The 26,804-nt window shown below is 57.8% G+C and carries 31 protein-coding genes; 28 read left to right on the forward strand and 3 right to left on the reverse strand.

Annotation, left to right across the window (positions count from 1 at the left end; translation table 11 throughout):
• Positions 1 to 43: 43 nt before the first annotated feature.
• The 21 genes from ACR3FC_RS14800 to ACR3FC_RS14900 all read left to right on the forward strand — a co-directional run bounded on the left by ACR3FC_RS14800 (position 44) and on the right by ACR3FC_RS14900 (position 19,269).
• The gene (locus tag ACR3FC_RS14800; protein ID WP_480476079.1) at positions 44 to 1,267 is read left to right on the forward strand and encodes an NADH-quinone oxidoreductase subunit D; all 1,224 of its coding nucleotides are present in this window, start codon (positions 44 to 46) and stop codon (positions 1,265 to 1,267) included.
• A complete protein-coding gene (gene nuoE / locus ACR3FC_RS14805; protein ID WP_480476081.1) occupies positions 1,267 to 2,367 on the forward strand; it encodes an NADH-quinone oxidoreductase subunit NuoE in 1,101 nt (366 codons plus the stop codon). The genes ACR3FC_RS14800 and nuoE overlap by 1 nt, the downstream gene beginning before the upstream one ends.
• A gap of 30 nt (positions 2,368 to 2,397) precedes the next feature.
• Positions 2,398 to 2,619, forward strand: a complete 222-nt coding sequence (locus ACR3FC_RS14810; RefSeq protein WP_209598087.1) for a DUF5337 domain-containing protein — start codon at positions 2,398 to 2,400, stop codon at positions 2,617 to 2,619.
• A gap of 12 nt (positions 2,620 to 2,631) precedes the next feature.
• Positions 2,632 to 3,930, forward strand: a complete 1,299-nt coding sequence (nuoF, locus tag ACR3FC_RS14815) for an NADH-quinone oxidoreductase subunit NuoF (protein ID WP_480476083.1) — start codon at positions 2,632 to 2,634, stop codon at positions 3,928 to 3,930.
• A 6-nt stretch (positions 3,931 to 3,936) separates the two neighbouring features.
• Entirely contained in the window at positions 3,937 to 4,353 is a 417-nt protein-coding gene (locus tag ACR3FC_RS14820; protein ID WP_480476085.1) for an MAPEG family protein, read from the forward strand.
• 37 nt (positions 4,354 to 4,390) lie between these two features.
• On the forward strand, positions 4,391 to 4,741 hold the full coding sequence (locus tag ACR3FC_RS14825; protein ID WP_480476087.1) for a hypothetical protein: 351 nt from the start codon (positions 4,391 to 4,393) through the stop codon (positions 4,739 to 4,741).
• Between the two features lie 98 nt (positions 4,742 to 4,839).
• Positions 4,840 to 5,244, forward strand: a complete 405-nt coding sequence (locus ACR3FC_RS14830; RefSeq protein ID WP_480476089.1) for a DUF5333 domain-containing protein — start codon at positions 4,840 to 4,842, stop codon at positions 5,242 to 5,244.
• 5 nt (positions 5,245 to 5,249) lie between these two features.
• A complete protein-coding gene (gene nuoG / locus ACR3FC_RS14835; protein ID WP_480476091.1) occupies positions 5,250 to 7,271 on the forward strand; it encodes an NADH-quinone oxidoreductase subunit NuoG in 2,022 nt (673 codons plus the stop codon).
• Between the two features lie 68 nt (positions 7,272 to 7,339).
• On the forward strand, positions 7,340 to 7,483 hold the full coding sequence (locus ACR3FC_RS14840) for a hypothetical protein (protein WP_480476092.1): 144 nt from the start codon (positions 7,340 to 7,342) through the stop codon (positions 7,481 to 7,483).
• Complete coding sequence (nuoH, locus tag ACR3FC_RS14845; protein ID WP_117868407.1) at positions 7,476 to 8,513, forward strand: NADH-quinone oxidoreductase subunit NuoH; 1,038 nt, start codon at positions 7,476 to 7,478, stop codon at positions 8,511 to 8,513. Before ACR3FC_RS14840 ends, nuoH begins: the two co-directional genes overlap by 8 nt.
• Position 8,514: 1 nt before the next feature.
• Complete coding sequence (nuoI, locus tag ACR3FC_RS14850) at positions 8,515 to 9,009, forward strand: NADH-quinone oxidoreductase subunit NuoI (protein ID WP_480476094.1); 495 nt, start codon at positions 8,515 to 8,517, stop codon at positions 9,007 to 9,009.
• Positions 9,006 to 9,416 carry a carboxymuconolactone decarboxylase family protein gene (locus tag ACR3FC_RS14855; protein WP_170476531.1) on the forward strand — a complete coding sequence of 137 codons (411 nt, stop codon included), beginning with the start codon at positions 9,006 to 9,008 and terminating at the stop codon, positions 9,414 to 9,416. The genes nuoI and ACR3FC_RS14855 overlap by 4 nt, the downstream gene beginning before the upstream one ends.
• Positions 9,413 to 10,015: an NADH-quinone oxidoreductase subunit J gene (locus ACR3FC_RS14860; RefSeq protein ID WP_480476096.1), complete on the forward strand. Its 603-nt coding sequence runs from the start codon at positions 9,413 to 9,415 to the stop codon at positions 10,013 to 10,015. Before ACR3FC_RS14855 ends, ACR3FC_RS14860 begins: the two co-directional genes overlap by 4 nt.
• Positions 10,012 to 10,560: a hypothetical protein gene (locus tag ACR3FC_RS14865; RefSeq protein ID WP_480476098.1), complete on the forward strand. Its 549-nt coding sequence runs from the start codon at positions 10,012 to 10,014 to the stop codon at positions 10,558 to 10,560. Before ACR3FC_RS14860 ends, ACR3FC_RS14865 begins: the two co-directional genes overlap by 4 nt.
• Positions 10,557 to 10,862 (forward strand): NADH-quinone oxidoreductase subunit NuoK, encoded by a 306-nt coding sequence (gene nuoK / locus ACR3FC_RS14870; RefSeq protein ID WP_005984024.1) that lies wholly within the window; start codon positions 10,557 to 10,559, stop codon positions 10,860 to 10,862. Before ACR3FC_RS14865 ends, nuoK begins: the two co-directional genes overlap by 4 nt.
• A gap of 6 nt (positions 10,863 to 10,868) precedes the next feature.
• Positions 10,869 to 13,007, forward strand: coding sequence for an NADH-quinone oxidoreductase subunit L (nuoL, locus tag ACR3FC_RS14875; protein WP_480476100.1), 2,139 nt, complete (start codon positions 10,869 to 10,871; stop codon positions 13,005 to 13,007).
• Entirely contained in the window at positions 13,007 to 14,551 is a 1,545-nt protein-coding gene (locus ACR3FC_RS14880; protein WP_480476102.1) for an NADH-quinone oxidoreductase subunit M, read from the forward strand. Before nuoL ends, ACR3FC_RS14880 begins: the two co-directional genes overlap by 1 nt.
• Positions 14,552 to 14,566: 15 nt before the next feature.
• A complete protein-coding gene (nuoN, locus tag ACR3FC_RS14885) occupies positions 14,567 to 16,009 on the forward strand; it encodes an NADH-quinone oxidoreductase subunit NuoN (RefSeq protein WP_480476104.1) in 1,443 nt (480 codons plus the stop codon).
• 55 nt (positions 16,010 to 16,064) lie between these two features.
• Positions 16,065 to 16,814: a biotin--[acetyl-CoA-carboxylase] ligase gene (locus ACR3FC_RS14890; protein WP_480476106.1), complete on the forward strand. Its 750-nt coding sequence runs from the start codon at positions 16,065 to 16,067 to the stop codon at positions 16,812 to 16,814.
• Positions 16,815 to 16,825: 11 nt separating this feature from the next.
• Entirely contained in the window at positions 16,826 to 17,605 is a 780-nt protein-coding gene (locus ACR3FC_RS14895) for a type III pantothenate kinase (RefSeq protein WP_480476108.1), read from the forward strand.
• Entirely contained in the window at positions 17,602 to 19,269 is a 1,668-nt protein-coding gene (locus tag ACR3FC_RS14900) for a ribonuclease J (protein ID WP_480476110.1), read from the forward strand. Before ACR3FC_RS14895 ends, ACR3FC_RS14900 begins: the two co-directional genes overlap by 4 nt.
• 10 nt (positions 19,270 to 19,279) lie before the next feature.
• Here ACR3FC_RS14900 and ACR3FC_RS14905 read toward each other — a convergent pair whose 3' ends face one another.
• Positions 19,280 to 19,981: an NUDIX hydrolase gene (locus ACR3FC_RS14905; RefSeq protein WP_480476934.1), complete on the reverse strand. Its 702-nt coding sequence runs from the start codon at positions 19,979 to 19,981 to the stop codon at positions 19,280 to 19,282.
• A gap of 25 nt (positions 19,982 to 20,006) precedes the next feature.
• On the reverse strand, positions 20,007 to 20,405 hold the full coding sequence (locus ACR3FC_RS14910; protein WP_480476112.1) for a DUF983 domain-containing protein: 399 nt from the start codon (positions 20,403 to 20,405) through the stop codon (positions 20,007 to 20,009).
• Positions 20,406 to 20,624: 219 nt separating this feature from the next.
• Between ACR3FC_RS14910 and ACR3FC_RS14915 the strand changes: the two genes are divergently transcribed.
• From ACR3FC_RS14915 to ACR3FC_RS14930, 4 genes are read left to right on the forward strand one after another with little or no spacing between them, the layout of a single operon-like run.
• A complete protein-coding gene (locus ACR3FC_RS14915) occupies positions 20,625 to 21,095 on the forward strand; it encodes an EF-hand domain-containing protein (protein WP_267362793.1) in 471 nt (156 codons plus the stop codon).
• Positions 21,096 to 21,101: 6 nt separating this feature from the next.
• Positions 21,102 to 21,719, forward strand: coding sequence for an RNA polymerase sigma factor (locus ACR3FC_RS14920; RefSeq protein ID WP_480476114.1), 618 nt, complete (start codon positions 21,102 to 21,104; stop codon positions 21,717 to 21,719).
• A complete protein-coding gene (locus ACR3FC_RS14925) occupies positions 21,709 to 22,062 on the forward strand; it encodes a hypothetical protein (protein ID WP_480476116.1) in 354 nt (117 codons plus the stop codon). Before ACR3FC_RS14920 ends, ACR3FC_RS14925 begins: the two co-directional genes overlap by 11 nt.
• Entirely contained in the window at positions 22,059 to 22,532 is a 474-nt protein-coding gene (locus ACR3FC_RS14930) for a periplasmic heavy metal sensor (protein ID WP_480476118.1), read from the forward strand. Before ACR3FC_RS14925 ends, ACR3FC_RS14930 begins: the two co-directional genes overlap by 4 nt.
• A gap of 5 nt (positions 22,533 to 22,537) precedes the next feature.
• Here the strand turns inward: ACR3FC_RS14930 and ACR3FC_RS14935 are convergent, their stop codons facing one another.
• Complete coding sequence (locus ACR3FC_RS14935) at positions 22,538 to 23,938, reverse strand: diguanylate cyclase domain-containing protein (RefSeq protein ID WP_480476120.1); 1,401 nt, start codon at positions 23,936 to 23,938, stop codon at positions 22,538 to 22,540.
• An 88-nt stretch (positions 23,939 to 24,026) separates the two neighbouring features.
• Here ACR3FC_RS14935 and ACR3FC_RS14940 point away from each other — a divergent pair, with 88 nt between their 5' ends.
• The 3 genes from ACR3FC_RS14940 (at position 24,027) to ACR3FC_RS14950 (ending at position 26,706) form a co-directional block, all read left to right on the forward strand.
• The gene (locus ACR3FC_RS14940) at positions 24,027 to 24,311 is read left to right on the forward strand and encodes a DUF3572 domain-containing protein (RefSeq protein ID WP_480476122.1); all 285 of its coding nucleotides are present in this window, start codon (positions 24,027 to 24,029) and stop codon (positions 24,309 to 24,311) included.
• A 24-nt stretch (positions 24,312 to 24,335) separates the two neighbouring features.
• A complete protein-coding gene (locus ACR3FC_RS14945) occupies positions 24,336 to 25,028 on the forward strand; it encodes an HAD family hydrolase (RefSeq protein ID WP_480476124.1) in 693 nt (230 codons plus the stop codon).
• Between the two features lie 118 nt (positions 25,029 to 25,146).
• Complete coding sequence (locus ACR3FC_RS14950; RefSeq protein ID WP_480476126.1) at positions 25,147 to 26,706, forward strand: trimethylamine methyltransferase family protein; 1,560 nt, start codon at positions 25,147 to 25,149, stop codon at positions 26,704 to 26,706.
• The last annotated feature ends 98 nt before the right edge of the window (positions 26,707 to 26,804 follow it).

Consider the following 26,804-nt stretch of genomic DNA (forward strand, 5'->3'; position numbering starts at 1 on the left):
AGGTCCGGGTTCGGGCCGAAGCAAAGAAAAAACGAGGGCGTTGATGGACGGCTCAAGATACGATGACGGCAGCACGGACGCGCTGAGCGGCGAGCAGAAGATCCGCAACTTCAACATCAACTTCGGCCCGCAACACCCTGCGGCGCACGGAGTTTTGCGTCTGGTGCTCGAGTTGGACGGTGAAATCGTCGAGCGTTGCGACCCGCATATCGGCTTGCTGCACCGTGGCACCGAAAAGCTGATGGAAAGCCGGACCTATCTGCAGAACCTGCCGTATTTCGACCGTCTGGACTATGTAGCACCGATGAACCAGGAACATGCCTGGTGTCTGGCCATCGAAAAGCTGACCGGGGTCGAGGTGCCGCGCCGTGGCTCGCTGATCCGGGTTCTGTATTCCGAGATCGGGCGCATCCTGAACCACCTGCTGAACGTGACGACGCAGGCGATGGACGTCGGCGCACTGACCCCGCCACTCTGGGGTTTTGAAGAGCGTGAAAAGCTGATGGTGTTCTATGAGCGTGCCTGCGGTGCCCGCCTGCACGCCGCTTATTTCCGTCCGGGTGGTGTACATCAGGACCTGCCGCCGGAACTGCTGGACGATATCGAGGCGTGGAGCCACGAATTCCCCAACGTCCTTGATGACATTGACGGGCTGCTGACCGAAAACCGCATCTTCAAACAGCGCAACGCAGATATCGGCGTGGTGACCGAGGATGACATTCAGAAGTACGGCTTCTCGGGCGTGATGGTGCGCGGATCGGGTCTGGCATGGGACCTGCGCCGCGCGCAGCCCTACGAGTGCTACGACGAGTTCGAGTTCCAGATCCCCGTTGGCAAGAACGGCGACTGCTATGACCGCTATCTCGTCCGCATGGAAGAGATGCGCCAGTCGCTGCTGATCATCCGTCAGGCCATCGCCAAAATCCGCGAGTGCCCGGGTGACGTTCTGGCGCGTGGCAAGATCACTCCGCCGAAACGCTCGGACATGAAGACCTCGATGGAAAGTCTGATCCATCACTTCAAGCTGTACACCGAAGGCTTCCACGTTCCTGCCGGTGAAGTTTATGCCGCCGTCGAAGCCCCCAAGGGCGAGTTCGGCGTCTATCTGGTCGCTGACGGCACCAACAAACCCTACCGCGCCAAACTGCGCGCGCCGGGTTTCCTGCACCTGCAAGCCATGGACCACGTTGCCAAAGGCCACCAACTGGCCGACGTCGCCGCCATCATCGGCACTATGGACGTCGTATTTGGAGAGATTGACCGCTAATGCTCCGCCGTCTTCATCCCGAACAACCTGAAAGCTTTGCCTTCACCGCTGCCAACCAGCAATGGGCCGAAGCGCAGATAACCAAATATCCCGAAGGCCGTCAGGCCAGTGCGGTGATCCCTCTGCTGTGGCGTGCGCAGGAGCAGGAAGGCTGGCTGAGCCGCCCGGCGATTGAATCCGTCGCCGACATGCTGGGTATGGCTTATATCCGCGTGCTAGAGGTGGCCTCGTTCTACTTCATGTTCCAGCTGCAACCGGTGGGATCTGTGGCCCATGTTCAAGTTTGCGGAACGACCTCATGCATGATTTGCGGGGCCGAGGATCTGATCGCTGTTTGCAAGGAGAAGATCGCGGCCAAGCCACACGTGCTGTCCGCCGATGGCAAGCTGAGCTGGGAAGAGGTCGAATGCCTTGGCTCCTGCACCAATGCGCCGATGGCGCAGATCGGCAAGGATTACTACGAAGACCTGACCGCTGCGAGCTTTGGCAAGATCCTTGATGATCTGGTGGCGGGGAAAGTTCCGACGCCGGGCCCGCAGAATGGTCGCTATGCGGCTGAACCGCTCAAGGGGCTGACCAGCCTGACGGAGTATGACAGCGGCAAAACGCAGTACAACGCCAGCGTCGAACTGGCCACCGATATTGGCGATACGGTCAGGCGCATTGATGGGACCGAGGTTCCGATCCTGACCCCTTGGTTGGGCAAGGATGGCAAAGCGGCTGCGACCAAAGCTGCACCGAAGCCGCCCAAAGCGCCAGCCCCAGCGAAACCTGCTGTGAAACAGGCCGCTGAGGCGAAGGCAGCGCAAGAGGACCAGCCCGAAACACTGACAGGCGCGCGCGACGGCAAGGCAGATAACCTGAAACTGTTGAAAGGCGTAGGCCCCAAGCTGGAGCAGACCCTGAACGAGTTGGGCTTCTTCCACTATGATCAGATCGCAGCCTGGACGCCGGAACAGGTCGCATGGGTAGATGCTCGGTTGAAGTTCAAGGGCCGGATCGAGCGCGATGGCTGGATTGAACAGGCAGCCAAGCTTGCGGCGGGTGAGGAAACCGAATTTGCCAAACGTGCCAAGGAAGATGGCACTTACGAAGACTAAACGGGTGCCCCATCGGGGCATCGGGGGATGATGGACAAGGATAAGGATCAGGCCATAGCCCGAAAGGGCCGACATATCGGCATCGTCATTGCGGTGACGATGGTGATCTGGCTTGCCATGAACCTGTTCATTGGCCCCGCGCTGGGTTTGACGGCCCGGCACGCGCTGCTGTTTGATTTTGCCGCTCTGGCGGCATTCATTTATGCGGGTGTGAACATTTTTCAACTCTGGCGCATGCGTCAGGACAGCTGAAGGTAACGAATGATGCTGAAGGATCAGGACCGGATCTTTACCAACATCTACGGGATGCACGAACGCACGCTGAAAGGCGCGCAAGCCCGCGGGCATTGGGACGGCACAGCTGGCCTGATTGAAAAGGGCCGGGACTGGATCATTCAGACAATGAAGGATTCCGGGCTGCGCGGACGCGGCGGTGCGGGCTTCCCAACTGGCCTGAAATGGTCGTTTATGCCAAAGGAAAGCGACGGTCGCCCTTCCTATCTGGTTGTGAATGCCGATGAATCCGAGCCCGGCACCTGCAAAGACCGTGAGATCATGCGCCATGATCCGCACACGTTGATTGAAGGGTGTCTGATCGCCTCTTTCGCGATGAACGCGCATACCTGCTATATCTACCTGCGCGGCGAATATATCCGCGAGCGCGAGGCATTGCAGGCCGCGATTGACGAGGCCTATGACGCGGGGCTTCTTGGCAAAAACGCCGCTGGTTCGGGCTGGGATTTCGATCTTTTCCTTCATCACGGGGCAGGGGCTTATATTTGTGGCGAGGAAACCGCCCTGATCGAAAGCCTTGAGGGCAAGAAGGGTATGCCGCGGATGAAACCTCCGTTCCCGGCGGGCGCGGGGCTGTACGGATGTCCGACCACTGTGAACAACGTGGAATCCATCGCGGTGGTGCCGACCGTCTTGCGACGGGGTGCGGATTGGTTCGCTGGATTTGGTCGTCAGAACAACGCAGGTACCAAGCTGTTTGCGATCTCGGGCCACGTGAACAACCCTTGCGTCGTCGAAGAGGCGATGTCGATCCCGTTCGAACAGCTGATCGAAACCCATTGCGGCGGCATTCGCGGCGGGTGGGATAATCTGCTGGCGGTTATCCCTGGTGGATCCTCGGTTCCCTGCGTGCGCGGTGAAAACATGCGCGACGCGATCATGGATTTCGATTACCTGCGCAACGATCTGGGGTCGGGTCTGGGTACGGCAGCGGTGATTGTGATGGACAAGTCCACCGACATCATCAAGGCGATCTGGCGCTTGTCGAAGTTTTACAAGCATGAAAGCTGTGGTCAGTGTACGCCGTGTCGCGAAGGCACCGGCTGGATGATGCGTGTGATGGATCGTCTGGTGCGCGGTGAAGCTGAGCTGGAAGAGATCGACATGTTGTTTGACGTGACCAAACAGGTCGAAGGACACACGATCTGCGCCTTGGGCGATGCGGCCGCCTGGCCGATCCAGGGCCTGATCCGGAATTTCCGGGAAGAGATCGAAGACCGCATCAAGGCTCAGAAATCGGGCCGTATGGGTGCGATGGCAGCGGAGTGAACGAAGATGGAAGTGTTTGCAGAATATAGCCACGCAATTGCGTCGGTTGTGCTATTCACGCTGGTTGTATTGTTTCTGGCGCCGTTTTCGGCACTGGCCAAACAAGCCAAGGGGCTGGCACCCGGTGCGACACCTGACCAGGATTATGCCGACAAGGCGTATCGTCTGAACCGGGCCTATCTGAACGGGACGGAGACACTTCCTGCGTTTGTGACAGTCATTACAGCGGCGATTCTGCTGGGCGTCAGCCCGTTCTGGGTAAACCTGCTGGCCTCGGTGGCGCTGGTTGCGCGCTTGGCGATGCTGGTGGTGCACTTGAAGGGGATAGGCAAGCCAACCAGCGGCCCGCGGACAATTTTGTATGTGATCGGATGGGCGTGCATGGTCGTAATCGGGCTCATGGCATTGGTCGCGGCGTTTTGATAGCGACGCAGCGGAACAGAAAACAAAGAGGGAAAGTATGAAGGCCCCCAAAGCCCTTATTGTTGCGCTGGCATTGGTTGGTGTTTCCGCTTGCGGTCTGGTTAAGCCGTCGGCAGATCGGCTTTTGTTTGATGGCAAGTCGTTCAGAACCAAGGCGAAGGTGGTCGACAAGAAGACCTCGCCCGCGGACTTTACGGTTGTCGTCAAAGGCGTCTCTGCTTCACTCGATGGTGCGCGCGAGGCCGGACGTCATGAAGGAACCAAATTCTGCATCCAGAACTTCGGGTCGTCTCGGATTTCGTGGACGGTGGGTCCGGATACAGACCCGCAGAACCTTAGCATCAGCAATGATCAACTGACATTTGCAGGAACCTGCCAGCGGCCATGACCGGTGTTTTTCCATATCTCTGGTGGGCGGGCAGGGTGTTATTGCCTAGCAGCTGCGAACCGCTTCGTCTTGGACAGTCCAAGACGAAAGGAAAACCCATGTCTGTTGTAAAATTGGTCGCCCTCGCATCGCTGATGGCCTTGCCGACGGTTGTAGAAGCAAAGCCGCCCTTGAGGGATGTCAAAGAGATCGACAACGAACTCTACTACATCGCCATTGCAAATGAGATTTCCGAGTTCTGCCCGTCGATCAGCGGGCGGCGATTGAAAGCGATCAGTGTGATGTGGGGACTGCGGTCCAAAGCGAATAATCTGGGGTACTCGGACACGGAAATCCGCTCATATGTCGAGTCGGATGCTGAAAAGGATCGGATGCGGGCCAAGGGCGAGGCTTATCTGGCGAAAAACGGCGTGTCCTACGACAACCCCAAAACATTCTGCTCTTTGGGGCAGAAGGAAATCCAAAGAAACAGCGCCATTGGCGTTTATTTGAGAGCGAACTGAGAGCCATGTCTGACCTCCGCAAGATCAATATCGACGGGCAGGAAATCGAAGTCGAAGGTGCGATGACCCTGATACAGGCCTGTGAGCAGGCCGGGGTCGAGGTGCCGCGTTTCTGCTATCACGAGCGTCTGTCGATTGCGGGAAACTGCCGGATGTGTCTGGTTGAAGTGGTGGGCGGTCCGCCGAAACCGGCTGCATCCTGCGCGATGCAGGTACGCGATCTGCGCCCGGGGCCAGAAGGGCAGCCACCGGTGGTCAAGACGAACTCTCCCATGGTCAAGAAGGCCCGCGAAGGGGTGATGGAGTTCCTGCTGATCAACCACCCATTGGATTGCCCGATCTGTGATCAGGGCGGAGAGTGCGATCTTCAGGATCAGGCGATGGCTTATGGCCTGTCCGGTTCGCGGTTCAAAGAAGCCAAGCGCGCGGTTGATGATCTGGATCTGGGACCGCTTGTGGGTACGGCAATGACCCGCTGCATCAGTTGCACCCGTTGCGTGCGCTTTACCACCGAAGTCGCTGGGATTACTCAGATGGGTCAGACAGGGCGCGGTGAGGATGCCGAGATCACCTCGTATCTGAACCAGACGCTGGATTCGAACCTGCAGGGCAACATTATCGACCTGTGCCCGGTTGGGGCGCTGACCTCGAAACCTTATGCGTTTACGGCGCGCCCGTGGGAATTGACCAAAACCGAAAGCATCGACGTTATGGACGCGCTGGGATCGAACATTCGTGTCGATACCAAAGGGCGCGAGGTGATGCGCTTCCTTCCTCGCAATCATGACGGAGTGAATGAAGAGTGGATCAGCGACAAAACCCGCTTTGTCTGGGACGGGTTGCGGCGTCAGCGATTGGACAAACCTTACATCCGCGAAAACGGCAAGCTGCGCCCGGCCTCATGGTCGGAAGCACTGACCAAGGCCGCAGAAGCACTGAAAGGTGCTGAGAAGCCAGCCGGTATCGTCGGTGATCTGGTACCGGTCGAGGCCGCATTCGCATTGAAACAGATGATCGAAGGGCAAGGCGGAGTTGTTGAGTGCCGCACCGATGGGGCCAACCTTCCGGCCGGAAACCGTGGCGCATATGCCGGGACCGCCGCGATTGAAGACATCGACGACGCGGAACGCATCCTTCTGATCGGCACCAACCCGCGCGATGAAGCACCGGTTTTGAACGCGCGTATCCGCAAGGCGTGGGCGCACGGGGCCGAAGTCGCTTTGGTGGGTCCAGCGATCGATCTGACTTATGGGTACCATCATGTGGGCGATGATCGCGCAGCGCTGCAAAAGGTTGTTGACATGGGCGGCGATGATGAAATCAGGGGCAAACGCTCGCTGGTTATCGTCGGGCAGGGAGCGCTGCAGGAGGCGGATGGAGGAGCTGTTCTGGCTGCCGCGCAAACAATTGCCGCAAATACGGAAAGCGGCCTGATCATTCTGCACACTGCGGCGTCGCGCGTGGGCGCGATGGATGTGGACGCCACCAACGATGGCGGTATGGAAGCAATCAATGCTGCGGATGTGATCTATAACCTTGGTGCGGATGAGGTCGAAATCGGCGAAGGCGCCTTTGTGATCTACCAGGGCAGCCACGGGGATCGGGGCGCGCACCGCGCAGATGTGATCCTGCCGGGCGCGGCCTATACCGAGGAAAACGGTCTGTTCGTGAACATGGAAGGCCGCCCGCAACTGGCGATGCGCGCCGGGTTTGCGCCTGGTGAGGCCAAGGAAAACTGGGCCATCCTGCGTGCGCTGTCGGCCGAGTTGGAGGCGACGCTCCCCTATGACTCACTGGCGCAGTTGCGCACAGCCTTGATCGATGCGGTTCCCCATCTGGCCCGCATCGACGAGGTGATTGAGAATGAGGTTCAAGCGCTGGAGGCCGGGTCTTTGGGCAAGGCGGCCTTCCGCAATGCGATCAAGGATTTCTATCTGACCAACCCGATCGCACGGGCCTCGCAACTGATGGCCGAGCTTTCGGCGCAGGCGCAAGCCCGCAAAGCTGAGAAGATTGCGGCGGAATGAACGAAAGCAGTTTCATATCGCAAACCAGCGCTGTGGTCGGGTGGCACCTGACTGCGCCGGAAATGTGCGTGAAACGAAAGAAAAAGGGTGGCGCAATGGCGGCAGATGCTGTTTACACCAACGCGCCGACCCAGCCGCAGTTTGCGCAGGCATCTGGCCTTTGCATCGCGCGCGAAAAACGGAATACCCACGGTGTGAGGACCAATGGCTGAATTCTTTAACACCCCCGGCGGAATAGCCATCATCATTCTGGCGCAAGTGCTTGCTGTTGTTGCCTTCGTGATGATCTCGCTGTTGTTCCTTGTTTATGGCGACCGCAAGATCTGGGCCGCTGTCCAGATGCGCCGCGGCCCTAACGTGGTCGGCGTTTACGGCCTGCTGCAATCGGTGGCGGATGCGTTGAAGTACGTCGTCAAAGAGGTCGTGATCCCCGCGGGGGCCGACCGCACGGTTTTCATCCTCGCGCCGCTCACCTCTTTCGTGTTGGCGATGATCGCCTGGGCGGTGATCCCGTTCAATGATGGCTGGGTCCTGTCGGACATCAACGTCGCAATCCTCTATGTCTTCGCCGTGTCCTCGCTTGAGGTTTATGGCGTGATCATGGGCGGTTGGGCGTCGAACTCAAAGTACCCGTTCCTCGGCTCGTTGCGCTCAGCCGCGCAGATGATCTCATACGAGGTTTCCATCGGTCTGATCATCATCGGTGTGATCATCTCGACCGGGTCGATGAACTTTGGTGACATCGTCCGCGCGCAGGATGGGTCGTTCGGCTTCTTCAGCTGGTACTGGCTGCCGCATTTCCCGATGGTCTTTCTGTTCTTCATTTCGGCGCTGGCCGAGACCAACCGACCGCCGTTTGACCTGCCCGAAGCGGAATCGGAACTGGTGGCGGGTTATCAGGTCGAATATTCGGCCACACCCTTCCTGCTGTTCATGGCCGGTGAATACATCGCGATCTTCCTGATGTGCGCGCTGACCTCGCTGCTGTTCTTCGGCGGCTGGCTGTCGCCAATCCCGGGCCTACCCGATGGCGTACTGTGGATGGTCGCCAAGATGGCGTTCTTCTTCTTCATCTTCGCGATGGTCAAGGCCATCACGCCTCGCTACCGCTATGACCAGCTGATGCGGTTGGGTTGGAAAGTTTTCCTGCCGTTCTCGCTGGTTTGGGTAGTCTTTGTGGCCTTTGCGGCGAAATTCGACTGGTTCTGGGGCGCATTCGCCCGTTGGAGCGTAGGAGGCTGATATGACCCAAATCGACTATACCCGCGCTGCCAAGTACTTTCTGCTTCAGGATTTCTGGGTCGGCTTCAAACTGGGGATGAAGTATTTCTTCTCGCCCAAGGCCACCCTGAACTATCCGCACGAAAAAGGCCCTCTGTCCCCGCGGTTTCGCGGTGAACACGCCCTGCGCCGCTATCCAAACGGTGAAGAGCGCTGCATCGCGTGTAAACTGTGCGAGGCGGTTTGCCCGGCACAGGCCATCACCATCGATGCCGAACCCCGCGCGGACGGCAGCCGCCGCACCACGCGCTATGACATCGACATGACCAAGTGCATCTATTGCGGCTTCTGCCAAGAGGCATGCCCGGTCGATGCCATCGTCGAAGGCCCGAACTTTGAATTCGCGACGGAAACCCGGGAAGAGCTGTTCTACGACAAGGAAAAACTCCTGTCGAACGGCGAGCGCTGGGAAGCCGAGATCGCGCGCAATCTGGAACTGGACGCACCGTACCGATGAGTGACAGCCCGACAAATCCGTTCGAGCTGATGATGAAGCAAGCTCAGGACATGGCCAAGGCGATGAACCCGGCGATGGAAAGCTTCTCGCCCAAAGGGTTCGAGGCGCTGTGGCCGACCATGCCCAAAGAGGTCATGGAGATGATGTTCGGCAACACCGTCAACAAGGACGGGCTGGATGCCAAAACGCGCCTGTTGCTGACGCTGGCCGGGCTGACCTGTCAGGGCGCTCAGGCGGATTCGGCCGTGCGCCAGACCGTGCGTCATGCGCTGGAAGCGGGCGCGAAGAAACAAGAGATCGTGGAAACGATCGGTCAGATGTCGGTCTTTGCCGGCATCCCGGCCATGACCCGCGCGCTGGATCTGGCGCAAGAGGTCATGGGCGACAACGAGGATGAGGATCAATGACCGTCTTTGCCTTCTACCTGTTTGCCATCAGCGCCATCACCGGCGGGCTGTTCACGGTGATCAGCCGCCAGCCGGTGCACTCGGTCCTGTGGTTGATCCTGGCGTTTCTGTCCTCGGCAGGGTTGTTCGTGCTGCTGGGGGCCGAGTTCGTGGCGATGCTGCTGGTTATCGTCTATGTCGGCGCGGTCGCGGTTCTGTTCCTCTTCGTGGTGATGATGCTGGACGTGGACTTTGCCGAGCTCAAGGCCGAAATGGCGCGCTATATGCCGCTGGCACTGCTGATTGGCCTGATCATCCTGATGCAGTTTGTCATGGCTTTCGGGGCGTGGGACAGCGCACAGGGTGCTGCGGCCAATCTGGCGCAGCCGGTCCCGGCAGACCGCCACAACACCGAGGCGCTTGGCCTCATCCTTTACGATCAATATTTCCTTCTGTTCCAACTGGCGGGCCTGATCCTGCTGGTGGCCATGATCGGCGCCATCGTTCTGACGCTGCGCCACCGCAAGGACATCAAGCGTCAGGACATTATCGGCCAGATGATGCGTGACCCGGCCAAGGCGATGGAGTTGAAGGACGTGAAACCGGGGCAGGGGTTGTGAGAGGCGAACTTTTGAAAGTTATAGCCATGACGGCTTGTCTTGCGCTAGCTCCGGCGTCGCTGTTGGCGTGTGAGAGTGCGCCGCAGAACGAGGGTTACAAGTTAAATCGAATGAACTCCGATTGCAGCTTTGTAAATGGCGGTAGAGGGCAATTTGAAACGTTCTCCGGAGAAGCCGTAGTCAATATTGGCAATGGACGCATTGGACAACGTGTGAATGCCGGAGACGGTTGCAGCCCGAAACAAAGCCTGTTCTTTCAAAACTGCGGCAGCGGAGAAGGTATCGTTATCTATGGAGAATATAGGCCGACCAACATCGCCGGTTACGTGCCAAGTTCTATTGATCTGATACAAAAGCCAGAAGGTCCCATCGGACTAACCGCTGAGACAACAGTAGCCGAACTGAAGCAGATTGCATCCGAACATCGATATTCATTCACGAAAGATATCCGGAAGTTCTTTGCTCGAACCAAAAACCACAAGCGCATCGACTACACCTGCGGCTGCAAACTCTACTACCCCGACTCGCCAGGAGCGAAGCTATGATCGGACTTGAACACTATCTTACGGTCGCGGCGACGCTGTTCGTCATCGGCATCTTCGGTCTCTTCCTGAACCGCAAGAACGTCATCATCCTGCTGATGAGCATCGAACTGATGCTGCTGGCGGTGAATATCAACCTTGTGGCGTTTTCCAGTTTCCTCGGCGATCTGGTCGGGCAGGTGTTCACGTTGTTCGTGCTGACCGTTGCAGCAGCCGAGGCGGCGATTGGTCTGGCCATTCTGGTCTGTTTCTTCCGCAACCGCGGTACGATCGCGGTTGAAGACGTCAATATGATGAAGGGGTAAGGGAACATGGAAACCACCATCCTCTTTGCCCCGCTGGTGGGCGCGCTGCTTTGCGGGTTCGGCTGGAAGTTCATTGGCCAGAAAGCTGCCATGTGGACGGCGACGGGCCTGCTGTTCCTGGCCTGTCTGCTGTCCTGGATCGTGTTCTTCACCTTCGACGGGCACACACAGCAGATCGAGATCATGCGCTGGATCGAAAGCGGCTCGCTTTCGACAAGCTGGGCCATCCGTCTGGACCGACTGACGGCGATCATGCTGATCGTGGTGACAACCGTTTCGGCGCTCGTGCACCTGTATTCCTTCGGCTACATGGATCACGATCCGCAATGGCGCGAAGGCGAAAGCTATAAGCCGCGTTTCTTTGCCTATTTGTCCTTCTTCACTTTCGCCATGCTGATGCTGGTGACGGCGGATAATCTGGTGCAGATGTTCTTTGGCTGGGAAGGTGTGGGCGTCGCCTCATACCTGCTGATCGGGTTCTATTATCGCAAGCCTTCGGCCAATGCGGCGGCAATCAAGGCCTTTGTGGTCAACCGGGTTGGCGACTTTGGTTTTGCTCTGGGCATCTTCGCGCTGTTCTTCCTGACCGACAGTATCAACTTCTCGGATATCTTTGCCTCTGCTCCTGCGCTGGCAGAAGAGAAGCTGCATTTCCTGTGGGGGGAATGGACCGCGATCGAAGTGATCTGCGTTCTGCTCTTCATCGGTGCCATGGGTAAATCGGCGCAGTTGATCCTGCACACATGGTTGCCGGACGCGATGGAAGGCCCGACGCCTGTGTCAGCACTGATCCACGCTGCGACCATGGTGACCGCAGGCGTCTTTTTGGTCTGCCGCATGTCCCCGCTGATGGAGTTCGCACCGGGCGCGACAGGGTTCATCACTGTTCTTGGCGCCTCAACCGCGTTCTTCGCTGCTACTGTTGGTCTGGTTCAGACCGATATCAAACGTGTCATCGCGTATTCGACCTGTTCGCAGCTAGGCTACATGTTTGTGGCGGCGGGCGTGGGCATGTATTCGGCGGCGATGTTCCACCTGTTTACGCATGCCTTTTTCAAGGCGTTGTTGTTCCTTGGGGCCGGTTCTGTGATCCACGCGATGCATCACGAGCAGGAGATGACCGAATATGGCGGTCTGCGGAAGAAGATCCCCTATACCTTCTGGGCGATGATGATCGGAACTCTGGCGATTACCGGTGTTGGCATCCCGCTGACCACCTTTGGGTTTGCCGGTTTCCTGTCAAAGGACGCAATTATCGAAAGCGCCTATGCGGGCGGGTCAAGCTATGGCTTCTGGTTGCTGGTTGTTGCTGCCGCGTTCACCTCGTTCTACAGCTGGCGTCTGATCTTCCTGACCTTCTATGGCGAGCCGCGCGGCGACAAGCACACGCATGATCACGCACATGAAAGCCCGATGGTCATGCTGGTGCCGCTGGGTGTACTGTCGCTGGGTGCGGTATTCGCGGGCATGATCTGGTACGGAAACTTCTTTGGCCATGCGGATAAGGTCGGCAAATTCTACGGTATTCCGGTTGCAGAAGCCTCAGAGCATGCCAAGGCCAGTGATCACGCGGCGGCGGATGCGTCGCACGGCGAAGACAGCCATGCCGATGACAGCCATGCTGATGACGCCGCGCATGGTGAGAATGCCGCAGAGGGCGGGGACCACCATTATGTGTTTGCGGGCGAGCCGGGTGAAGGGGCGCTTTATATGGCGCCGGACAACCACATTCTGGACGATGCGCATGCGGCTCCGAAATGGGTCAAGGTTTCACCATTCGTTGCGATGGTGCTTGGCTTTATCGTGGCCTATTGGTTCTACATCGTGAACACGTCTCTGCCCGCACGTTTGGCAGCAAACCAGCGTCCGCTGTACCTGTTCCTGCTGAACAAATGGTATTTCGACGAAATCTACGACGCGATCTTTGTCAAACCCACTGTCGCCCTTGGCCGGTTCTTATGGAAACGCGGTGACGGCAACACGATTGACGGCTTCCTGAATGGGGTTGCTATGGGCGTGGTTCCCTTCTTCACCCGCCTCGCAGGCAAGGCGCAGACCGGGTACATCTTTACTTACGCCTTCTGGATGGTTTTGGGCATTGCGGCCCTTGTCACCTGGATGTCGATCGGCGGAGGCGCACACTAATGGACAATATCCTATCTATTGTCACCTTTATCCCCGCCATCGCAGCAGGCATTCTGGCGCTGTTCCTGCACGGCAGCGACGTTGCAGCGCAGCGCAACGCCAAGTGGATTGCGTTGCTGGCGACAACTGTGACGTTTCTGGTGTCAATTGGCATCTACACAGGCTTTGATCCTTCGAACACCGGTTTCCAGATGGTGGAAGAGGGTGAATGGCTGATGGGCCTGAAATACAAGATGGGTGTGGATGGCATCAGCGTTCTGTTCGTGCTGCTAACCACTTTCATCATGCCGCTGACCATTCTGGCCAGCTGGAATGTGACGGACCGAGTCAAAGAATACATGATTGCTTTCTTGCTGCTGGAAACGCTCATGCTGGGCGTGTTCATGGCGCTGGACCTGGTGCTGTTCTACCTGTTCTTCGAGGCGGGTCTGATCCCGATGTTCCTGATCATCGGTATCTGGGGCGGCAAGGATCGTATCTATGCCAGCTTCAAGTTCTTCCTTTACACCTTCCTTGGCTCGGTGCTGATGCTGGTGGCCATGGTCGCAATGTATGCTGACGCGGGCACCACGGATATCGAAGCGCTGATGGCCCATCAGTTCGCATCCGAGAGTTTCAGCGTGTTGGGCATCTATGTCACCGGCGGTATGCAAACGCTGATGTTCCTGGCCTTCTTCGCGTCTTTTGCGGTGAAAATGCCGATGTGGCCGGTGCACACCTGGTTGCCCGATGCGCACGTTCAAGCGCCGACGGCGGGCTCGGTCGTGCTGGCCGCGATCCTGTTGAAGATGGGCGGCTACGGCTTCCTGCGGTTCAGCCTGCCGATGTTCCCAGTTGGCTCGGCGGTGATGACTGATCTTGTGCTTTGGATGTCAGCTATAGCGGTTGTTTATACCTCGCTGGTGGCACTGGTGCAGGAAGACATGAAAAAGCTGATCGCGTATTCCTCGGTCGCGCATATGGGTTTTGTCACGATGGGAATCTTTGCTGCGAACCAGCAGGGCATTGACGGCGCGATTTTCCAGATGCTGAGCCACGGCTTTATCTCTGCCGCACTGTTTCTTTGCGTCGGTGTGATCTATGACCGGATGCACACACGGGATATCGATGCCTATGGCGGTCTGGTCATCCGGATGCCCGCCTACGCGCTGGTCTTCATGCTGTTCACCATGGCCAATGTCGGCCTGCCGGGCACCAGCGGGTTTATTGGTGAGTTCCTGACACTCATGGGCACATTCCAGGTCAACACCTGGGTGACTGCTGTTGCGGCGACCGGTGTGATCTTCTCGGCAGCCTACGCGCTGTGGCTCTACCGTCGCGTTGTCTTCGGGGATCTGATCAAGGAAAGCCTGAAGGCGATGACCGACATGAGCTCGCGCGAGCGGCTGATTTTTGCCCCGCTGATCGTGATGACGATCCTTCTGGGCGTTTACCCGTCACTGGTGACCGATGTGATCGGCCAATCGACGACGGCACTCATTTCGAACTATGACACGGCTCTGGCCGCGGCTAAGGCTGCGACCCAGACTGCCGCTTCGCATTAAGGGAGCTTTGGAGACATGATCCAGGCTGATCTGACAATTATCCTGCCGGAAATCGTTCTGGCGATCTATGCGATGGTGGCTCTGTTGGGGGCTGTCTACACCTCGAAAGACGGGCTGGCTTCGGTTCTGGTCTGGACTACGGCGGGCCTGATGGCGGTTCTGGCGATCTGGATCGCTACCCAGGGCAGTGGCACCAACGTAGCCTTCAATGGCATGTTCGTGGATGACGGGTTCGCGCGTTTTGCCAAAGTTGCCATCCTTTTGTCGGCAGGTGCCGTTCTGGTGATGAGCCAGGAATACATGGCGCGCCGGGGTCTGCTGCGCTTTGAATATCCGTTGCTGGTGGCCCTTGCAGCCGTCGGTATGATGATGATGGTGAGCGCGGGCGATCTGATGTCTCTTTACATGGGACTCGAGCTGCAATCCCTTGCGCTGTACGTTGTTGCCGCGCTGCGTCGTGACAGCGCGAAATCAACCGAAGCAGGGCTGAAATACTTTGTTCTGGGCGCCCTCAGTTCAGGTCTGCTGCTGTATGGTGCTTCGCTGGTTTACGGGTTCACAGGCACGACACTGTTCTCGGGCATTATTCAGACGGTCCATCATGGGGACGTCTCGGTTGGTCTGTTGTTTGGCCTGATCTTCCTGATTTCGGGTCTGGCATTCAAGGTTTCGGCTGTTCCGTTCCATATGTGGACACCGGATGTCTATGAAGGGTCGCCGACGCCAATTACGGCCTTTTTTGCCACCGCCCCGAAAGTCGCGGCAATGGCCTTGTTTGCACGCCTGCTGCATGACGCCTTCGGAGGTGTGGTCAAAGACTGGCAGCAAGTGATCGTTTTGCTGTCGGTGCTGTCGATGCTGCTGGGGGCGGTTGCCGCAATTGGTCAGCGCGACATCAAGCGACTGATGGCGTTCTCGTCGATTGCCCATATGGGCTATGCGCTGATCGGTCTGGCGGCTGGCACCGAGTTGGGTATTCAGGCGATGCTGATGTATCTGGCGATTTACGTGACCATGAACATCGGCACGTTTGCGTTTATCCTGATGATGGAACGCGACGGCAAACCCGTCACTGACATTGATGCGCTGCGCCAGTATTCCAAACGTGATCCGGGCAAGGCCCTTGCTGTTCTGATCCTGATGTTCTCGCTTGCCGGTGTGCCACCGATGCTGGGTTTCTTTGCGAAGTTTGGTGTTTGGCGGGCTGGTGTAAGTGCCGATTTGACCGGCCTTGTTGTAGTTTCAGCCATCGCATCGGTAATTGGCGCCTTCTATTACCTGCGGATTGTGTTCTACATGTATTTCGGGGCCGAGAACGAAGACCCGATTGAAACGCGGTCGACACCCGTTCTGTGGGTCGCCCTGATGGGGTCCGCGGCGCTGATGCTGATCGGGGTCTTCTATCAGTTTGGGATCGAGGGCGCTGCGGCGGCTGCGGCGGCAACTCTTGTCAACTGAACGTTTTGCACAATCTGAAAGAGGGGGCTCGGTCGCGTGACCGGGCCTTTTTGATATGACCAAGTGGCCACAAGGCTATGGCCTGCACGAGGTGCAGGAAGTTGATAGCACACTCAACGAAGCAGCGCGGATTGCCCCCAATGCCCGTGGTCCTGTGTGGATCATGGCGCATCATCAGACGGCTGCGCGTGGGCGACGCGGACGGTCATGGGCCAACCCTATGGGCAACCTTGCCGCGACCCTTTTGATGCGCCCTGAAGGTGCTCCAGAACAGGCGGCTCTGCGCAGTTTTGTTGCGGCACTGGCTCTGTTTGACGCTTGTGTCTCTGTGACGGGGCGTGCGGCGGGGCTGTCGTTGAAATGGCCCAATGACGTACTACTGAACGGTGGCAAGCTTGCTGGTATTTTGCTGGAAAGCGCCGGGCAGGGGCGTGGTGTGGCGTATCTGTCGATCGGTATTGGTGTGAATCTGGCCAACGCCCCAGACGCCGACGCGGTGGAACCGGGCGCGGTCCGACCTGTCTCTCTTTTGTCGGAAACCGGTGCAAACGTCACGCCCGAGGATTTTCTGACCGAGCTTGCTTCAGCCTATGCCAAATATGAAACTCAGTTTGTTACCTACGGGTTCGAACCCATTCGCACCGCGTGGCTGTCCCGTGCTGCCCGGCTGGGCGAGGTTATTACGGCCCGTACCGGCACGTCTGAGACGGTTGGGACCTTCGAAACGGTAGACGCAGGCGGTAACCTTGTCTTAAACACCGCCAAAGGCCGCGTGAGCATTCCTGCGGCGGATGTCTATTTCTGAAAGGGGCGCAAATGCTTCTGGCCATTGATTGCGGCAATACCAATACAGTCTTCTCGATCTGGAACGGTCAGGAATTTCTGTGCACCCTGCGCACCTCGACCCATCATGCACGCACGGCGGACGCCTATTTCACCTGGTATTCGACGCTGGTGAAACATTACGGGATCGAGGCGAATATCTCGGATGTCATCATTGCGTCGACCGTGCCGCGCGTGGTGTTCAACCTGCGCATCTTTGCCGATCGCTTTTTTGGGTGCAGGCCGCTGGTGGTAGGTAGGCCGGATTGCCTGTTGCCCGTGCCGCCGCGCGTGGATCAGGGGACTGTGCCGGGCCCGGATCGACTGGCCAATGCAGTTGGTGCATTTGACCGTCATGGCGGCAATGTCGTCGTGGTGGACTTTGGTACTGCAACAAATTTCGACGTTGTCGCCGCGGACGGTGCCTATGTTGGGGGCGTCATCGCTCCGGGTGTGAATCTCAGCCTTGAGGCTTTGCATCAGGGCGCAGCCGCACTGCCGCATATCGACATCACGCGTCCCGAGAAGGTGATCGGTACGAATACGGTTGGTTGTATCCAGTCAGGCGTGTATTGGGGGTATTCCGGCCTGATCGAGGGGCTGATCGCGCGGATCAAGGCCGAATATGGAATGCCGATGAAAGTCGTGGGAACCGGAGGGTTGGCCCCCTTGTTCGATCAGGCCGACGTGGGGTTCGACGTAATCGAAGATGATTTGACGATGCACGGCTTGACCGTGATTCATCGCTATAACAAGGATAATGGCTCGATATGAGCAGTGAAAGATTGATCTACCTGCCGCTGGGTGGCGCGGGCGAAATTGGCATGAATGTCTATGTGTACGGATATGGTCAGCCCGGGCAGGAACGCCTGATCCTGGTGGATCTGGGTGTCACCTTTCCCGATATGGACACAACACCGGGCGTCGACCTGATCTATGCGGATATTTCCTGGTTGAAAGAACGGGCCGACCGGCTGGATGGCGTTTTCATCACCCATGCGCATGAAGACCATGTCGGCGCCGTGGCGCATTGCTATGAGGCACTGGGAGCACCGATTTATGCCCGGGCTTTCACGGCCAATATCGCACGTCGCAAGATGGAAGAATACGCGCACCCGACCGATGCGGTGACAACCGTGTCCTCTTGGCCCGAAACGGTCTCAGTCGGACCGTTTACGGTGGGCTTCCTTCCGGTTTCACATTCGATACCGGAAAGTGCTGCTTTGGTCATCGACACGCCCGCAGGGCGCGTGGTGCACTCGGGTGATTTCAAGCTAGATGCAAACCCAGTCGTGGGCGAAGCCTTTGATCCCGACCTGTGGGCCGAGATTTCCAAGCCGGGTGTCAAGGCGTTGGTTTGCGACAGCACGAATGTTTTCTCGGCGCATCCGGGCCGTTCGGAATCCGAGGTTGGGCCAGAGATTACAAAGCTAGTCGAAAACGCCGAGGGTATGGTTGTGGCTACCACCTTCGCGTCGAACGTGGCACGGGTTAAAACATTGGCCGAGGCGGGCGCACGCGCGGGGCGTTCAGTTGTGTTGCTGGGGCGCGCAATGCGGCGGATGATCGAGGCCGCGACTGAAACCGGTATCCTGTCGGACTTCCCCAAGGTGATCAGCGCGGAAGAGGCGCTGGACCTGCCGCGCCAGAACCTGATGCTGATCGTGACCGGCAGCCAGGGCGAGCGCCGTGCGGCAAGCGCGCAACTGGCCCGCGGCAAGTACCGTGGTCTGGAACTGTCCGAAGGCGACCTGTTCCTGTTCTCGTCAAAAACCATTCCCGGAAATGAACGTGGCGTGATTTTCATCATGAACCAGCTCAGTGAAAAGGGCGTGGATGTGGTGGATGACAGCTCGGGCCTCTATCATGTCTCTGGCCATGCGAACCGGCCCGATCTTGAGAAGGTGCACGCGCTGATCGATCCGCAAGTTGTGATCCCAATGCATGGAGAGCACCGGCACCTGCGCGAACATGTCAAACTGGCTGAGCAGGGTGGCAGAACGGGTGTGCTGGCCGTGAACGGCACCATGCTGGATCTCAGCGGCAATGCACCCGTGGTGATCGACTATGTCGAAACCGGGCGTACCTATCTGGACGGTACAGTGAAAATCGGTGCGATGGACGGTGTGGTACGGGACCGTATTCGCATGGCGCTGAACGGCCACGTAACTGTGACAGTCGTTCTGGACGAAGAAGACGAGCCGCTGGGCGAACCGTGGTGCGATACGATGGGTCTGCCCGAGGTTGGAACGTCCCGGGCCGGATTGGTCGAGGTGTTGGAAGAAGACCTGAACCAGTTCCTGATGCGGGCGGCAGCCAAGACCCTACGGGATGACGACAAGCTGGAAGACGAAATGCGCCGGATTGTGCGTCAGACGGCAAAAGCGGAAATCGGCAAAAAACCCGAAGTGACGGTGGTTGTCAGCCGGATGCGGTGAAACTGATCGGTCAGTCGTGCTCGGGCATCGGATAGCCTCTGAGCCGCAGGAACAGATTGGCTTCTTCGTTGTTCTGATAGAACGGAACCGATACTGGCGGCTCGGGTGAGGTCACCCGGGCCGCGACCTCGGCCAGAACAACCTCGGTGATAAACGGCAAATCTAGGTCGCGCGCCCGATCCAGTTCCACCCATTGCAGATGCGACAGCTCGTCCGAGGCATGGCTGAAATCATCCAGATCGCCCTGCAGCGCATCGGCATCGACCAGAAAAAACCGCGCATCGAACCGGCGGGGGCGACCGGGCGGTGTGACTGCGCGAAAAACAAATTGTAGCGCAGCTGCCGACGGCACGTAACCCATGGCGGAAAAGCTCTGCCAGTCGTCGGGAATGCTGCCCGGCCAGTGTCCTGTCTGGCCAAGGACAAGTCCTGTCTCTTCCCAAAGCTCGCGAATTGCTGCGGCGGCAAGGGCGTGTTGTTTTCCGGATTCCGCCTGTTCCGCCAACCGCTCAGAACACAGGTCAGGCAGTGCGGTCGCAAGCGGTACATCCGCATCCGCCGGATCGACCGCTCCACCGGGGAACACGAATTTGTTGGGCATGAACACAGCCTTGGACCCACGTTGACCCATCAGGATCGACGGATTGGTCCACCTGTTCCGCAAAACGATGACGGTTGCGGCGTCGCGGATGGCGGTCTTGTCGGTCATCATGCCCAGAACAATCGCTTCTTCCGGCTCATGAATCGTTGCCAAAACCGTGCATACGACGCGCCCACTGATAGGCGACCACAGCGCCTTTCAAACGGGGGAGCAAAAACAGCGACAGTGCAATGCAAGCAATGGAAAACCCGATGGCCATTACCCATGGGTCCGGGCGCCAGTTCACATACGAGACGTGCAGGGCCGGGGCCAACAAATGCCCGACCAGCAGGATCGTCAGATAGGCGGGCCCATCATCGGCGCGATGATGAAACAGTTCCTGTCCACAGTTCGAGCAGGTGTCATTCACTTTCAGGTAGCTGTGCAACAGCTTGCCTTCGCCGCAACTAGGGCACTTGCACCGAAACCCTTTGACCAAAGCGGGCCAGGTTTCACGCTCGCTCTGGGTTGTGGTGTCGATCGTCTGATCCGTCATAATATAACTCGCGCAGTAATCTTTGGCGGATAATGCGCCTGAACGGGTGGTTTTTAAAGGGGGGTGCGTCGCTTTGCAACGCACCTAGGGTGAACCACGTTGTGAAATACCGAGATGGTTCAAAAAAAGTTGCTGACACTGCGACGGAATTCCCTGCCTCGCGCGTTTGAATGGATATGAGCCGCGGCACTCAGGCCGCGTCAACAAGGGAAAACCGAAATGAAAAACGCAAAGTTCATCACGGCGATTGTCCTGTCGGGTGTTGCAATCACCGGCACGTCTGTTCTGGCGGCTGGCCCGGGTGGTCGTGAGCCAGTGTCCTTTCAGGAATTGGATGCCAATGGCGACGGTCAAGTGACACAGCAGGAAATGGAAGCACATCGCACCGAGCGTTTCTCGGCCGCGGATACTGATGGGGACGGCCAGCTCAGCCTTGAGGAGATGCAGGCCGCCGCTCAGAAAAAAGCAAACGACCGCGTCACCAAAATGTTCGAAAACAACGATGCGAACAAAGACGGGTTCCTAAGCCAGGACGAGTTGCCGAAACCGCGCCGGGGTGACAAGATGTTTGACCGGATGGATGCAGATAACAGTGGTGGAATATCGGAACAGGAATTTGCCGATGCCAAAGACCGGATGGGACGGCACCATAAGAAAAAGCACCACAAGTCGGGTGCAATCGACAACTGATGCAGGGTGGAGAACCTGACCTCCCACCTACACAATGTTCGCGGTGCGGGTTGCACCGCGAGCTCTCTCAGCGACGATGTGTTGCTGAGCCAATTTGCTGAGGGTGACGCACAGGCTGCGCGGGTCTTAACCGATCGCCTTGGGCCGCTTTGTTATTCCGTCGCGTTGCGTATGTTGGGCAATCGGGCCGAGGCAGAAGACGTAACGCAGGAGGCGATGATGCGGATGTGGCAGATGGCGCCGGAATGGGTGCCGAGTCAGGCCAAAGTGTCGACATGGCTGTATCGCGTGACGTTGAATCTGTGTGTGGACATCCGGCGCAGGAAGGCCCCCGGCAGGTTGTCGGATATTCCTGAGCCAGAAGATGGCAAAGCCAGCGTAGCCGACCGACTGCAGGATGAGGCCCGCGTGGATGCATTGCAGCTTGCCCTGTCTCAGCTGCCGGAAAGGCAGAGGCAGGCAGTGATTCTGCGCCACATCGAAGAGTTGCCCAACCCTGAAATTGCCGGGATCATGGGAATTTCAGTAGAAGCGGTCGAAAGCTTGACCGCGCGGGGCAAACGAAGTCTGACCGCGATACTGGCCGGGCGACGTGAAGAACTGGGGTATGACGATGACGGATGAAAACCTGGAACTGGATCATTTGTTTGCGCAGGCTCGGCAGAACCGACCGGCGCTGCCCGACGATCTGGCCGTGCGCATCCAGACAGATGCTGAAAAACTCCGTCTTAGTCGCCTAGGGCCTGAACCTCGACCTCAATCTTCGATCTGGCATCGAATGATGGACAACGTAGGTGGCTGGCAGGGGGTGGGCGGCTTGATCGCCGCCAGTGCGGCGGGGCTCTGGATCGGTTTTTCCGCGCCGGGGTTCCTGCCCGATCCCGCCAATCTGCTGACATCGCAAGAGGCGGCATTTTTTGTGGCGGACCTTGGATATGACACGAGTTTTCTGGAGAGCACAGAATGAACGCTGCCCTTAAACCGAAACGCCGGTGGATGACGGTTTTGTTGGTCTTGTCATTGGCTCTGAACCTGTTGGTTGTCGGTGTTGCAGTCGGAACCGTGCTGCGCCTGAAGGATGGAGATCACACCGAGGCACCGCCGGGATTCGGCCCGGCGCTATATCGCTCTTTGCCGAAAGATGATCGAAAAGCGATGCGAGGGGAACTGTCTGCGCTACGCGAAAAAGACCTAAGGGGGCGCAGACAGGACTTTGAAGCCTTGAGCCTGGCACTGCGCACAGTGCCCTTCGAACCAGTCGCCGTTGAAGTGTTGTTGCAGAAACAGTCGCAGGCAACGGCAGAACTGCAACTAGCCTTGCAGACACGATGGCTGGCTCGCGTCACCGCCATGAGCGACGCAGAGCGGCAGTCTTATGCGGACAGGTTGCAAAAGATCGTCGAACGCGGGCCGCATGGACACAAGAAAAAGGATTGACGGGTTCAGGCGGCGCTTTGCCTGATACTCACCTGATTGCGCCCCGCTTTTTTTGCTGCGTAAAGGGCTTTATCGGCGGCTTTCAGGATATCTTCTACAGGAACGGGCGTGCGTTCTTTTCCCGGCTGACCCGATTGCGGCATCTCCAGCCCAATGCTGATCGTGACGTTAACCTGTAAACCTTGGTCCGATAGCAGGAACGGGGCGCGACAAATGCTGTCGCAGATGGTCTCAGCCAGTTTTCTGGCTTGCTTTTGTGACACATCGGGCACCGCGAACATGAACTCTTCACCGCCGATACGGGCGACAAAACCTTTGGATCCAAGTGCGCTTTGCATGCGTTTTGCGGCCAGCGTCAGAACACAATCACCGGCGCCGTGGCCATGGCAGTCATTGATGGCCTTGAAATGGTCCAGATCCGCCAGCATGACGGCAAAGCCACACCCGGTACGGGCAGACTGGCGCACGATCTGATCCAATGCCCGCATGGCGTAACGACGATTGTGCAACCCGGTCAGCGGATCAATCCAGGACTCGGCGATCCCTTTTCTCAATGATACGCGCAAATGATCAAGCCGCGCCTTGCGCGCAATCTGATTGTTCAGCCGCAACAGGATCTCTTGCGCGCAGAATCCCCCCAGGCACACGGCGTCTGCTCCTCTGTCCAGCGCTTCTGAGGCCTGCACGGCATCGTAGTCTTGCAAGACGCCAATCAGGACAGTGTTCCGGGTTGCTGCCCGTGACCTGAGATCTGCAAGGATATTCAGCGCGGACGGGTGCGAGCTCAGTTCGACCACAATCGCGTCCGGTATCGGTCCGGACAAAACGCCCTGCAAGTTCGATTGAAGGTGCCAGGACAGATCGAAATGGTGCTGGCCTTGCAAGGCCTTGTGCCAAAGGGCACCGGTTCGGACAGTATTGGTCAAGATATCAACCCGGGCCGCGTTCGGGGGGGTGATCATGACAGGGGCGGGTTCCCCAAATCCAATAGGTTGTGATCCGTTGCTGACCTGCAAATCTTGAGTAACTGCGCGCGCACGCAAAAGGCTGCGAATGCGTGCCAGCAGCAACGTATCTTTGAAAGGATGCGTCAACACATCGTCCAGCCCGTCTTTCAGGGCACGCAGGCGCGCGTTTTTGTCATTCTGTGCTGCAAGTACGACAACGGGCACGTCATCCAGGCCAGATACTTCGGTAAGGGCTTTCTTGACATCTGCGGCTGTTCCGTCGGGCAATGTCTGTGCCGTCAGTACAAGGTCCGGCTGAACGCGACGCGCAAGGGCTTGTAGCCCTTCAAGTTTTCCACCCTGTACCACGTGATACCAGGCAGCGGTCAGTTGAACCTTCAGCATTATGCGGTTGGTTGATACCCCGTCGAGGACAAGGATGGTGCCTTGCACAGACATAGTCGTTCACCGTTGATTGCATGCGTGAACAAATTGTTTATGAGTCTGGTTAACAAACTCTTTCCATCACCTGATCCGAGCACTGTTTATGTCCATTTCGCCCGATTCAGCCGAGACTCTTGCTCTGACGGCCTTGGGTTGGCTGGTCAGCAATGACGAGCTTTTGCCTGTCTTTCTTGGCTCGACAGGTGCTTCGATCGGGGATGTTCGCAATCGGGCCGGTGACCGGGACTTTCTGGCTTCGGTTCTCGATTTTCTAGTGCTTGACGATTCGTGGGTCATGGCGTTTTGTGACGCCAACTCGATCGCCTATGATCACCCTGCCCAAGCGCGGGCGGTTCTGTCAGGCGGTGGCGATGTACACTGGACCTGAACACCTTTTCCGCAGGAGCACGCGATGCCAATAGAAGCAATCGTCTTCGACAAGGATGGCACTTTGTTCGATTTTGCCAAAACCTGGGGAACCTTCGGGCGGTCGTTGCTGATGCGTCTGACAAAGGGGGATGTAGACCGGGCGGTGGAACTCGGGAGCATCATCGGATTTGACTTCGAGCAAGAGCGGTATTCCACGGATAGCATTGTGATCGCCGCAACGGTCGAAGAAATCGCCGAGGTGCTTATTGCGCATGTTGACGATGTGACATTGCAGGAAGTTGTGGACATGATGAATGCCGAGGCCGCAGCCGCTCCTCAATCCCCTGCCGTGCCGTTGGGTCCATTCCTGAAAGGGTTGCAGCAATCCGGGATCAAACTGGGCGTTGCGACAAATGACAGTGAGCACCCGGCATTGCAGCATCTGGAATCTGCTGGAATACGCGAACACTTTGATTTTATCGCTGGGTATGACAGTGGTCATGGGTTCAAACCGGGGCCAGGTCAGTTGCTGGCCTTTGCCGCACAGGTCGGGGTCGAGCCGTCGCGCATTGCAATGGTGGGTGACAGTGTTCATGACCTGCAAGCGGGGCGCGCAGCCGGGATGATCACCATTGGCGTTTTGACCGGATTGGCAGAAGCAGATGCGCTGGCACCGATGGCGGATGTGGTCCTGCCGGATATCGGTCACATTCCTGCATGGCTGGCCGAAAAATGATGCGTTGATCCGGAAAATCGACGCACAATTATAGAAAACCGACAAGCTCTGTCGCAGATGGAGCGGCCAGAAATGCGTCTTCGGGTCTTGCTTGTATCAAGCCAGAACGGAGGCAACCATGGCCGAGACCAACACACGCAAACGCCGCGGCGGAGGACGCGCAGGTGCGGCAGCACGCAGGGGCAGTGCGGTGATTGACCAGATGCCGTGGGACCCACCCATCAATATAGATCGCCCGACTGAACCGCTGGATCAGGCCGGGATCGAAGCGATCCATGAAGGGGCCATGCGTATTCTGGAAGAGATCGGGATCGAATTCTACAACGAAGAGGCAATCGGCATCCTGCGCGAAGCGGGGTGCACGATCAATGGTGACAACGTCCGCATGGGGCGCGATTTTGTCATGGAGATGATCGCCAAGGCGCCCAGCCAGTTTTCCATTACCCCCCGAAATGTTGACCACAGGATCGAGATAGGTGGAAAGAATATCCTGTTTGGCAACGTTTCATCTCCGCCCAATTACTGGGACATGGAAATCGGAAAGAAAGTGCCGGGCAATCGCGAGATGTGCCAGAATCTTCTGAAACTGACGCAGTACTTCAACTGTATTCACTTCGCAGGCGGATATCCTGTAGAACCCGTCGATATTCATGCCAGTGTCCGGCATCTGGATGTGCTGTATGACAAGCTGACCCTGACCGACAAGGCGATGCACGCTTATTCGTTGGGTAAGGAACGTGTTGAAGATGTGATGGAGATGGTGCGCATCGCGGGCGGTCTCAGCCACGAGGAATTCGAGGCCTCGCCACGGATGTACACCAACATCAACTCGACCTCGCCGTTGAAGCATGACCATCCGATGATAGATGGTTGCCTTAGATTGGCGCGGCGCGGGCAGGCGATTGTCGTAACCCCCTTTACGCTGGCGGGGGCAATGGCACCAGTAACGATGGCGGGTGCGGTTGCACAGTCCCTGGCCGAAGCCTTGTGCGCCATCGCTCTGTTCCAATATGTGCGCCCTGGTATCCCCTGTGTAATCGGAACTTTCACATCCAATGTGGACATGAAATCAGGCGCGCCCGCTTTTGGGACGCCGGAATACATGCGCTCGACACAGATGACCGGGCAGATGGCGCGATATTATGGGCTGCCGCTGCGTTCATCCGGTGTGTGTGCGGCCAATGTGCCAGACGGGCAATCCGTGTGGGAAACCTCGAACTCGCTCTGGGCGGCCGTACAGTCGGGCACCAACATGGTGTACCACGCCGCCGGTTGGCTGGAGGGTGGCCTGATCGCCAGCCCGGAAAAATTCATCATGGATTGCGAGGTTTTGCAGCAAATTCAGCGCTATATGAACCCTGATCTGACCGCGACCGGGCCGGATGAGATTGCTTTGGATGCCATTCGAGCGGTTGGCAATGACGGTCACTTTTTTGGCATCCAGCATACACAGGATCGCTACAGCACGGCCTTCTACCAGCCCTTCCTGAGTGACTGGAAGAACTATGAAGGCTGGGAGGCCGCCGGAGGCATCTGGACGGCTGAGCGTGCGCATCACATGTTCAAAGAGATCATCTCGAGCTTTGAGGCCCCTCCGATGGACGATGGTATTCGCGAGGAACTGGCCGAGTTCGTCGAACGCCGCAAGGCCGAAGGCGGCGCGCCGACGGACTTCTGACAAGGTGGGTAGAGTCGTCTTGATACTCAGTTGCATTCACAGCAACTCGGGGCGAATTTTGGCTATTTGTTAAGGTTTCTCAGACCACAGTGCCAAGG

It is taken from the genome of Ruegeria sp. AF3 (assembly GCF_056536285.1).

What these genes read in the sequence shown, in the direction of transcription:
- ACR3FC_RS14880 (WP_480476102.1), top strand. Translation starts at nt 13,007, where the DNA reads ATGGACAATATCCTATCTATTGTCACCTTTATCCCCGCCATCGCAGCA.
- nuoE (WP_480476081.1), top strand. Translation starts at nt 1,267, where the DNA reads ATGCTCCGCCGTCTTCATCCCGAACAACCTGAAAGCTTTGCCTTCACC.
- ACR3FC_RS14910 (WP_480476112.1), bottom strand. Translation starts at nt 20,405, where the DNA reads ATGACGGATCAGACGATCGACACCACAACCCAGAGCGAGCGTGAAACC.
- ACR3FC_RS14895 (WP_480476108.1), top strand. Translation starts at nt 16,826, where the DNA reads ATGCTTCTGGCCATTGATTGCGGCAATACCAATACAGTCTTCTCGATC.
- ACR3FC_RS14810 (WP_209598087.1), top strand. Translation starts at nt 2,398, where the DNA reads ATGGACAAGGATAAGGATCAGGCCATAGCCCGAAAGGGCCGACATATC.
- ACR3FC_RS14890 (WP_480476106.1), top strand. Translation starts at nt 16,065, where the DNA reads ATGACCAAGTGGCCACAAGGCTATGGCCTGCACGAGGTGCAGGAAGTT.
- nuoI (WP_480476094.1), top strand. Translation starts at nt 8,515, where the DNA reads ATGACCCAAATCGACTATACCCGCGCTGCCAAGTACTTTCTGCTTCAG.
- nuoN (WP_480476104.1), top strand. Translation starts at nt 14,567, where the DNA reads ATGATCCAGGCTGATCTGACAATTATCCTGCCGGAAATCGTTCTGGCG.
- ACR3FC_RS14950 (WP_480476126.1), top strand. Translation starts at nt 25,147, where the DNA reads ATGGCCGAGACCAACACACGCAAACGCCGCGGCGGAGGACGCGCAGGT.
- nuoF (WP_480476083.1), top strand. Translation starts at nt 2,632, where the DNA reads ATGCTGAAGGATCAGGACCGGATCTTTACCAACATCTACGGGATGCAC.
- ACR3FC_RS14900 (WP_480476110.1), top strand. Translation starts at nt 17,602, where the DNA reads ATGAGCAGTGAAAGATTGATCTACCTGCCGCTGGGTGGCGCGGGCGAA.
- ACR3FC_RS14800 (WP_480476079.1), top strand. Translation starts at nt 44, where the DNA reads ATGGACGGCTCAAGATACGATGACGGCAGCACGGACGCGCTGAGCGGC.
- nuoH (WP_117868407.1), top strand. Translation starts at nt 7,476, where the DNA reads ATGGCTGAATTCTTTAACACCCCCGGCGGAATAGCCATCATCATTCTG.
- ACR3FC_RS14945 (WP_480476124.1), top strand. Translation starts at nt 24,336, where the DNA reads ATGCCAATAGAAGCAATCGTCTTCGACAAGGATGGCACTTTGTTCGAT.
- ACR3FC_RS14830 (WP_480476089.1), top strand. Translation starts at nt 4,840, where the DNA reads ATGTCTGTTGTAAAATTGGTCGCCCTCGCATCGCTGATGGCCTTGCCG.
- ACR3FC_RS14825 (WP_480476087.1), top strand. Translation starts at nt 4,391, where the DNA reads ATGAAGGCCCCCAAAGCCCTTATTGTTGCGCTGGCATTGGTTGGTGTT.
- ACR3FC_RS14925 (WP_480476116.1), top strand. Translation starts at nt 21,709, where the DNA reads ATGACGGATGAAAACCTGGAACTGGATCATTTGTTTGCGCAGGCTCGG.
- ACR3FC_RS14935 (WP_480476120.1), bottom strand. Translation starts at nt 23,938, where the DNA reads ATGTCTGTGCAAGGCACCATCCTTGTCCTCGACGGGGTATCAACCAAC.
- ACR3FC_RS14820 (WP_480476085.1), top strand. Translation starts at nt 3,937, where the DNA reads ATGGAAGTGTTTGCAGAATATAGCCACGCAATTGCGTCGGTTGTGCTA.
- ACR3FC_RS14860 (WP_480476096.1), top strand. Translation starts at nt 9,413, where the DNA reads ATGACCGTCTTTGCCTTCTACCTGTTTGCCATCAGCGCCATCACCGGC.
- ACR3FC_RS14930 (WP_480476118.1), top strand. Translation starts at nt 22,059, where the DNA reads ATGAACGCTGCCCTTAAACCGAAACGCCGGTGGATGACGGTTTTGTTG.
- nuoL (WP_480476100.1), top strand. Translation starts at nt 10,869, where the DNA reads ATGGAAACCACCATCCTCTTTGCCCCGCTGGTGGGCGCGCTGCTTTGC.
- ACR3FC_RS14905 (WP_480476934.1), bottom strand. Translation starts at nt 19,981, where the DNA reads ATGATGACCGACAAGACCGCCATCCGCGACGCCGCAACCGTCATCGTT.
- nuoG (WP_480476091.1), top strand. Translation starts at nt 5,250, where the DNA reads ATGTCTGACCTCCGCAAGATCAATATCGACGGGCAGGAAATCGAAGTC.
- ACR3FC_RS14915 (WP_267362793.1), top strand. Translation starts at nt 20,625, where the DNA reads ATGAAAAACGCAAAGTTCATCACGGCGATTGTCCTGTCGGGTGTTGCA.
- nuoK (WP_005984024.1), top strand. Translation starts at nt 10,557, where the DNA reads ATGATCGGACTTGAACACTATCTTACGGTCGCGGCGACGCTGTTCGTC.
- ACR3FC_RS14855 (WP_170476531.1), top strand. Translation starts at nt 9,006, where the DNA reads ATGAGTGACAGCCCGACAAATCCGTTCGAGCTGATGATGAAGCAAGCT.
- ACR3FC_RS14940 (WP_480476122.1), top strand. Translation starts at nt 24,027, where the DNA reads ATGTCCATTTCGCCCGATTCAGCCGAGACTCTTGCTCTGACGGCCTTG.